This is a genomic window from Paracraurococcus lichenis (assembly GCF_030657435.1).
Taxonomy (GTDB): Bacteria; Pseudomonadota; Alphaproteobacteria; order Acetobacterales; family Acetobacteraceae; genus Paracraurococcus; species Paracraurococcus lichenis.
The window spans coordinates 1-7860 of record NZ_JAUTWS010000144.1 but is presented as its reverse complement, the minus strand read 5'-3'; the positions used below and the strand labels follow the sequence as shown (position 1 = coordinate 7860).

Below are 7860 nucleotides of genomic sequence, written 5' to 3'. Positions count from 1 at the left end.
ATCGAAGACGGTGACGCTGCGCTCCTCCTGGCGGTTGCGCCCCCGATCACGGCTACTGGCCGTGGAAAGCGGGGCGGCGCTGGCGCAGAGATCCTTGGCGTGCTGATGCAGGGTAGGCTGGTTGTCCTTGACCTGTATGATCAGGTCGGCGCCGGCCTTTGCGGCGAGCTCGAAGGTTTCCTCTGGCAGTGCAGAGCATCGAGCGTGACCAGGTGTCCAGCCAAGCCGAGTTCGGCGAGCAGCGCCTGAGCAGCCGGGATCTCGTTCGATTTCTCGTCGACCTCGCTGTGCGCCAGCACCAGCGCCGTGTCGGTGGCGAACATGCCGAGCAGGTGCGCGGCGGCGCGGTCGCGGAACGCGTCGAAGCTGCCGCGCAGGGTCTTGCCGTCGATTGCCAGACTACCTCCACCCGGCTTGGCGTGGGCCGCCTGCAACAGCTTGGCGTGGCCACGGAAGGCTGTCTCCACCGCGTCACAGTCCAAGCCTTGCAGGATGTAGCGGATGACCGTGTGCGCCGGCGCTCGCCGCCAGGTCAGGCCGAACACCTCGTTCAGCCGGAGACGGTGCATCTCGATGAAGGTGACGATGCTGCGATACGAGTTGCCGCCACTGACGATGGCCAGGATGGAGAACAGCAGGACGTACGCCAACTGGTAGACCTTGCCCTCCGCCCGGCGGTGATCAGGCACCTCCTCCAGCAGACTCAGCAGCGGCGCGAACGCGGTCACGGCAACCTTCCCCTCGGTTGCCGCCCTATGAGTCAGAGGTTTGACGATCCGGGAATCCCGTCATCACCCCGCCGGCGCCGTTCGTCTCCGACCTGTGGCAGCGAGGACTCACCCCCGCCACCGCACAGCGTTGAACAGCCCTGGGTGGGCCCGCGAGCGGGGCGGCACGCGCCATTCGCCCGGCGCCGGCGAGCGTGGCGACCAGGGAGCCCACGAAGCCGACCCCGGTGGCGCGGAGTACCTGCCGCCGGCGCACCCCGCCTCGTGCGAAGATCTCGGGGATGCAGGCGCATTGAAAGTTCCACATGGTCGGCGTCTCCCGAGCCAGGCATGTGTATGCCGCCGGGGCGAGCGTAACGGTCGATTGGTCTGGAAGGCCAGCAACATGTCGAGCCAGGGCGGTCAGTCGCCCTCGGGATACTTGCGCGTTTTCAGAGCCCGTCCGTGAAGAACTCTCGTGTTTTGAATGCGTTGCAGCAGCCGACCCGGTGGGGACAATGGGGCTCCTGGGCATTGTCAACCCGTGCCGTCTCGGAACAAAAATTCGCAACGATGCGTCGCCGCCACGGAGGGTGAACGCAGCCTTTTTGCCGCCTCCAGCGCTGAGGGCGACATAATCCGGCGCTCATTCCGATGTGCGTTCGCCAAGTTGACAATCCCCGGGCAAGGCATCGACCGGTCCACCATACCGGCTGCGCAGTTCCCGTTTCAATAGCTTGCCGGCCGTATTGCGTGGCAGCTGATCGGCCAGGATCACCCGCTTCGGGACCTTGTAAGGTGCAATGACGGCGCGCGTGTGGGCCACCAGCTCCTCCTCGCTTGCCAATTTGCCGGCACGCAAAACGACGACCGCGACCACGGCCTCGATCCAGCGCGGATCGGGCAAGGCGATGACCGCGCATTCCGACACAGCGGGATGGGTAAGGATGGCATCCTCGACCTCTCGGCTTGCCACCAGTACGCCCCCAGTGTTGATCACGTCCCGGATGCGGTCGACAATGGTGATGTATCCCTCCGCGTCTATCGTACCGACGTCGCCAGAGTGGAACCAGCCGCCGGCGAAAGCGGCCTTAGTCTCGGCCTCCATACCCCAATACCCGACCAGGAGCTGCGGTGAGCGGTGAACGATTTCACCGCGTTCGCCGGCTGGCACGTCGCGCAACTCCGTATCTACGACGCGCGTCTGCACGGTGGAGATGGGCCGTCCGGCGGAGGTGGGACGTTCATCGTGGTCCTCCGGGCGCAGCACGGTCGCCAGTGGGCCGATTTCGCTCTGGCCGTAGCCCTGGTAGGGTAGCGCCGCTGGTAATCGCCGGCGTAGCTCCTGCAGCACGGGTAGCGGCATGATTGCCGCGCCGTAGTAGACACGCCGCAGGCTCGACAGGTCGCGCCGGTGGAAATCCTCGTGCCGCAGCAGGCTGATCCAGACAGTTGGCGGCGAGAAGAAGCTTGTGATCCGCTGCTCCTCGATGAGCTGCAGGACGAGTGCAGGCTCCGGCGCCTCGATTAACAGGGTCTCTGCGCCGATCAGGAGTTGCGGCATGGTCAACGCATGCATTTGTGCCGCATGGTACAACGGTAGCGCTGCCAGGGCACGGTCGGTGGCACTGAAATCGAAGGCCTGCGCTGCCGCAGCATACTCAGCGAGGTAGGCGCGGTGCGTCATCATTGCACCCTTCGGAGCGCCCGTGGTGCCTGAGGTGTAGATGATCTGAGCGAGGTCGGTGTCGGTCAGGTCCGCTTCGTCGGCGGCCTCGCCCGACGCGTCCCAGGCCGGGTCAAGCGCTGCCTGTAGCATGTCAAGCTCGCCCGCACCGCTGTCCAGCGTGCCGCACAGGGTAATACCGGCGGCGGCCGCGGCGGCATCCGCCGCCGGTGCCAGCGGTGGCTGTGACAGTAACGCCCGCGCGTCGCACTGGCGCAGGATGTATTCCAGCTCCGCGCTTGTGAGCGCGTAGTTTGTGGGGACGTGTACCAGCCCTGCACGGGCACAGCCGAGAAAGGTAAGCAGATAGCCGTCCGAGTTCCGTCCGTGTGCCACGACGCGGTCGCCACGCGTCAAGCCCGTCGCACGCAAGGCATGTGCGACGCGGTCTGCGGCCTGATCCAGCGCGGCGAAGCTCCACTGTCGTGTCCCGAATGTCAGAGCGGTGCGGTCTCGGAAGCGGCGCGCCACCCGTCGCAGCGCATCCCCGATGGTATCGCGGCAGGCACGCCGCGCCTCGTCTCCGGTCCGGTACATGATGACCTCCCCGGCCGCGTCTCTCGCGCGGTCCTGGGAGAATATCGATGAAGACACCGTAATGCAGCAAGGGAATCAGAGCGCGAGCGTTGGCGGCCGCTTATTGCTGGGAGAGCCGCGCGAGCGCGAACGTCCAGAATACGCCCTTCTCGGCTGTTCGGTCGCCGGGTCGCAACGCAGGCTGACCCCTGGCAGGGCCAGGGCGAGGCAGGCGGCCCCCTCCCTGCCCGCCCTCCATGTGGCCTCGCGTCAGCCCGTCACGGCATCGGCACCGAGCGCCTCCACGAACAAGCCTTCGACACTCTCCACGGCCGCGCCCTGGTCACGCTCATCGCGCAGCCAGTCGAGCACCTCGTTGTCGTTTCCTGGTGCCGCATCGCCGGCGGCGTCGGCCACTGCCGAGGTGGGCGGCACCGGGACGACCACGGCAGGCACGGCGGCAGTCGGTGCCTGCGCTGCCGCGAGGTTCGGCACGTCGCGTGGCTCCGGCGGCATGTCGGCCGCCTCCTCGACCGTGATCACGCCGCGCAGCGCGTCCGCAAACGCATCGCGAATGGCGAAGCCGCGCGCCCGCGACATCAGCATCCTCGCCGGATAGGTGACCCACGGCGTCGGCCCGTTCGCGCCCGTCTTGCCCCACAATCGGACGCGCTTGGCATCCGCGACCGAGAAGGTTCGCCGCACCGGCGGGTGGCCGCGGCGGACCACCTCGCACCAGCCGTGGCAATCGTCGCCCTCGCCTTCCACGCCCTCGCGTATGCTGGCGCAGGCGGGAATGGGCGCGAACCAGCGCGAGGGCCGCGTCGCCCCAGATGGCAGGCCGGCCGTTCACCACGGCGATGCCCTGCAACGCCTGCAGCGGGCCGAGGCCGACCTCCTGACCCCAGAGCAAGGCGCCGAGGATGTCGGCAGCTTTTCCGCGGTAGTCGCGCGGGACGAGGCTCGATTGGGCCAAAACCTCGGCGAGGCGCATCAGCTCCGTGATGGTGCTCGGCGTGTGCAGCACGCCGCGGCTGAGCATGGGTGCCGTCATCAGTGCCGCCCCTCCACCTCGGGCAGGGCGGGGATGGCGAGCGCGGCCAGCGCGTGCGCGGCCTGATGGCCGGCGCAAACGTGACGGAGGCCGTGCGCCTGGCAGACCCGGATCAGGTGCTCGGCTTCCATGGTACGGCCGAGCTCGATGGCGATGAGGAGCCGGGCGCTGGCGCGCCCGGTCCCGGTGGTGAGATCCATCCTGCTGGCTGCCGAGCGCAGGAAGTCGCTCGACAGCGTCACTGGTGGCAGGCCCGGAGTGGTGCCCATGTCCCTGCCCTCCACTACGCCGCTGCTGCGGAGGTGAAGGCGACGCTGATGCCGGAGAAGGCGGCCAGCACCTCGGCCGCGGCTTCCCGCTCGGTCACGTCGTGCGCTGCGGCGTAGTGCTGCGGCACGGCCGCGACCAGGGTGAGGAAGGCGAGCACGGCGGCGAAGGCCGCATCTTCGCCCACCTCCTCGGCGAGCAGCAGCCACTCGCCGTAGCGCAGGTGGTACGCCGCCCGGAACGTGGCGCCGTCGGCGAAGACCTCGCAACAGCGGAGCCCGGCCAGGACGAGCGCGAAGTCGTCCGGGTGGTGCGGCGAGGGGTGGTCGATAATCGTCACGCCGGGCAGCGCGGCGAGACGGTCGCGGCTGGACTGGTCTATGGGGAAGAAAGCCACGGTCCTGCTCCTCCAAAGCGGGGTGGTGGTCAGGGCCGGGTGGGAAGCTGGAACTTCCTGCTCGGCCCGCTTCGCTCTTCTTGCGAAGCATAGACATAGTACCATGCAGTATTGTGCCGGGCACATTAAGCTACGATACGCCTTCAATTTGTAATTTGTGCCGCTTTCAGAGCGTCTTGGCGCTTCGTCTATGAGCTACGTTACTTCATCCTCAATCGCAAGCAGGCCGATGGAAGCCACCGAATACCGTCCTGTGTCTTTCGACGTGGCGACGCTTCGGTTCAGAGACCGCTCGTTGCTTCAGATCCAGCCGGCCCCGACCTGCCCGACCGCCGTGCCACAACAGAGCACCAGTCCGTGGTGGCGTGGTTCGCATCTCGCAACAAGGAGCGTTTGTTCCTGCGGCGAGTCAGTTGGAGCGGCGCCGTGCAGACCACCAACGACCCGGCCTCGCCGCCGCTCACCCAGCCCACTGCGGCTGGGGTTGGCCGAGCTACAGCTATCGCGGCGCCACCATCCAGTGCGTGCCAGGCGACCATGTCTGCGACTTCAACCGGGCCGATCGCCCGCTTTGGGCCAGACGCGGGCCTGCCCGAGATGCTCGATGCTCGCGAGGACGACTGCCTCCATTGCGGCGGCAGCGGGCGCTACGGTGACCCATGAGGGGCAGGCTTCCCGCATCTGGCCTGATCGGAAGATCTGACTGGCGCGTGCGAGAGCCCTTGCGGCGAGGGCCGGCGATGGCCTTGTCTGGGTGCATGACCCATTCCGAAGCCAACATCTTCAGCCCCGCCGAGCGCGAGCTCATCCGGCGTGAGTTCGGCCAGCGCTTCGGCACCTTTCCCTCGCTCGCCGAGGGTATCTTCCTTCGCCGCTGGCGCACCGGCCCGCAGGCGGGGCAGGCCAAGATCCCGAAGGTGGTGGCCGGCCTGATCGAGCGCGGGCTGGTCGCGCTCTCGCCCGAGCCGGTGAGCATCCTGGGCACGCGCGCGTTCTTCACCCCGGCGGGACTGGATGCGTTGAAGGTGGTGCTGCAGGACCGCCGCGCCATGTGGACTTCCCCGGCTCGAGTGGACACCGGGTTGGGGGGTGATCAGGCTGCGGTCAGTTCCATTTGCTCTGGGGTAATGTAGCCGATTGCCGAGTGGAGGCGCTGCCGGTTGTACCAGACCTCCATGAAGGCGAACACGTCGCGGCGCGCTTCTGAATGGGTGGCGTACTCGGCATTGTAGACGAGCTCGGCCTTGAGGGTTTTGAAGAAGCTTTCCATCGGCGCGTTGTCGAGAGGATCGCCCTTGCGGCTCATGGAGGCGCGGGCGCCGATGCCTGCCAACGCCGCTCGGTAGTCGGATGCCGCATATTGCGACCCGCGGTCAGAATGCGCGATCAGACCGGGAGCCGGTCGCTGGCGCGCAATGGCCATGTGGAGCGCGGCGAGCGTCAGCTCGCCGCGCATGTGGTTGGCCATGGCCCAGCCGACGACCCTGCGGCTGAAGAGGTCGAGCACCACGGCCAGATAGAGCCAGCCCTCTCCTGTTCGGATGTAGGTGAGGTCGGCCAACCATACCCGATTGGGCGCCGGCGCGGTGAAGCGCCGTTCCAGCAGATTTGGGGCAATCGGGAGGGCATGCCGGCTGTTGGTGGTGCGCGGCTGGCCACGCCGGGAGCGACGCGCGGCCATGCCGTGCTGGTGCATGAGGCGGGCTACCCGATGCCGCCCGGCCCGGACGCCCTCGGCGCGGAGAGCGGCATGCACGCGCGGGCTGCCGTAGCGGCCGCGGCTGGCCTCGTGGACGCGGCGGATCTCGCCGAGCAACTCGCGGTTGGCGGTGGTCCTGCCGCTCTCCGACCGCCTACGCCAGGCGTAGTAACCGGCCGGGGAAACCTCCAGCACCTCGCACAGGACCCGGACGGGGAAGGTCTGACGGTGTTCGTCGATGAAGCGGAACCTCATTTCACAGGTCCCGAGAAGATGCCGATGGCCTTTTTTAAAATGTCGCGCTCCATCTGCACGCGCTCAAGCTCACGGCGCAGGCGGCGGATCTCAGCCTGGTCGGCGGTTATCGCAGGCACCGTCACTGCATGACCATGACTGGTCGCGGTGTCGGGACGTGGTGACTGTGCGCCTGATGGCCGTAGCTTGCGCCGCCAGGCCCGCAGGATTGACTGCTCAATGCCAAGTTCCTGGGATAGCTGGGACAGCGGTCGGTCGCTGCTCTCCAGCAGCGCCACCGTCTCTGCCTTGAACTCGTCGGTGAAGTTCCGCCTCGTCTTGCCGGCCATCGGGACACCTTGCTCCTCTCGAGCTTAGCAGCGGTGTCCACCATCTGCGGGGAGGTCCAATGGACCCGGCGCGCTATGGCCACCTGCGGCGCGAGCTCGGGCTCGACCCAATCGAGACCGACCACGCCGCGTAGCAGTCATTGCGTCGATCGGTCGGGCATGCAGAACCCATCGGAGGCGTGAGGCGAGCACGGTCTGCGACTGCAACTCCTTGACGCCGGGCTGCAGGTCCAGACAATCAGCAGCACCGCCGCATGGTGCGTCGGCGCGTGAGAGAGTTGCCCCTTGTCCAAACGCTTCCTGACCGACGTCGTCGTTGAATCTACCGGCATGCCGGCCAGTCGGGCCCGCGCACTTGCCGCCGACATCATCGGCGCGATCCGGGATGAGATCATCAGCACCGGCCGCTTCACCTTGCCGGGTTTTGGGGCGTTCGCAGTTCGTGAAACCAAGGCGCGCACCGCGCTGAACCCGCGCACCGGCGAGCAGGTCAAGGTCAAGGCGGGTGCCACGGTGAGGTTCAAGGCGAGCCCGAACCTGAAGCAGGACGCGCTGGCCGGCTTGAAAAAGGCAAAGCGGAAGGCCGTTCGCGGCTGACTGGGGCGGGGTGCAGTCGTGACCGGCAGCAGTGTGCGGCAGGCGCAGGGCTTCGGCCTTGCTTGTTACTACCGCCACGCCGCACGCTGGACTGGTCGTCATCGTGGTCGGCGCCACTGGCAAGCGGCTGCTGCCTTTGTCATCAGCCTTGAGCCGGACTATTTCAGCTGACCGGCGGCTTTCTCAACGAGCTTTCAACCCGTCCTATTCACGCTCGGCCGCGTGGATGCCGCGTGTTGCTGCGTCAGGCGGCAAATGGACACTTGGTGGCGGTACGAAGCGCAGTCTTGAGGGGCGCGGCTGCGGTTGAACG

8 protein-coding genes are annotated in these 7860 nt (G+C 67.2%); 2 read left to right on the top strand and 6 right to left on the bottom strand.

Features of this window, described 5'->3' with window-relative positions:
* Positions 1 to 140 precede the first annotated feature (140 nt).
* From Q7A36_RS37090 to Q7A36_RS37070, 5 genes are all read right to left on the bottom strand, one after another.
* A complete protein-coding gene (locus tag Q7A36_RS37090; protein ID WP_305108825.1) occupies positions 141 to 728 on the bottom strand; it encodes an ISAs1 family transposase in 588 nt (195 codons plus the stop codon).
* 625 nt (positions 729 to 1353) lie between these two features.
* On the bottom strand, positions 1354 to 2970 hold the full coding sequence (locus Q7A36_RS37085; protein ID WP_305108824.1) for a fatty acyl-CoA synthetase: 1617 nt from the start codon (positions 2968 to 2970) through the stop codon (positions 1354 to 1356).
* A 249-nt stretch (positions 2971 to 3219) separates the two neighbouring features.
* A complete protein-coding gene (locus Q7A36_RS37080; protein ID WP_305108823.1) occupies positions 3220 to 3717 on the bottom strand; it encodes a recombinase family protein in 498 nt (165 codons plus the stop codon).
* Positions 3718 to 4002: 285 nt separating this feature from the next.
* Positions 4003 to 4272: a hypothetical protein gene (locus Q7A36_RS37075; protein ID WP_305108822.1), complete on the bottom strand. Its 270-nt coding sequence runs from the start codon at positions 4270 to 4272 to the stop codon at positions 4003 to 4005.
* A 14-nt stretch (positions 4273 to 4286) separates the two neighbouring features.
* A complete protein-coding gene (locus tag Q7A36_RS37070) occupies positions 4287 to 4667 on the bottom strand; it encodes a hypothetical protein (RefSeq protein ID WP_305108821.1) in 381 nt (126 codons plus the stop codon).
* Between the two features lie 758 nt (positions 4668 to 5425).
* Here Q7A36_RS37070 and Q7A36_RS37065 point away from each other — a divergent pair.
* Positions 5426 to 5800, top strand: coding sequence for a hypothetical protein (locus Q7A36_RS37065; RefSeq protein WP_305108820.1), 375 nt, complete (start codon positions 5426 to 5428; stop codon positions 5798 to 5800).
* On the opposite strand, the gene Q7A36_RS37060 is transcribed toward Q7A36_RS37065, so the two are convergent.
* Positions 5761 to 6950, bottom strand: a protein-coding gene (locus Q7A36_RS37060; protein WP_370655774.1) for an IS3 family transposase whose coding sequence is annotated in 2 segments (ribosomal slippage) — positions 5761 to 6650 and positions 6650 to 6950 — 1191 coding nt in all. Because the reading frame shifts where the segments join, the coding sequence is not laid out codon by codon here. The genes Q7A36_RS37065 and Q7A36_RS37060 overlap by 40 nt on opposite strands.
* A gap of 285 nt (positions 6951 to 7235) precedes the next feature.
* Between Q7A36_RS37060 and Q7A36_RS37055 the strand changes: the two genes are divergently transcribed.
* A complete protein-coding gene (locus tag Q7A36_RS37055; RefSeq protein WP_305108818.1) occupies positions 7236 to 7547 on the top strand; it encodes an HU family DNA-binding protein in 312 nt (103 codons plus the stop codon).
* The last annotated feature ends 313 nt before the right edge of the window (positions 7548 to 7860 follow it).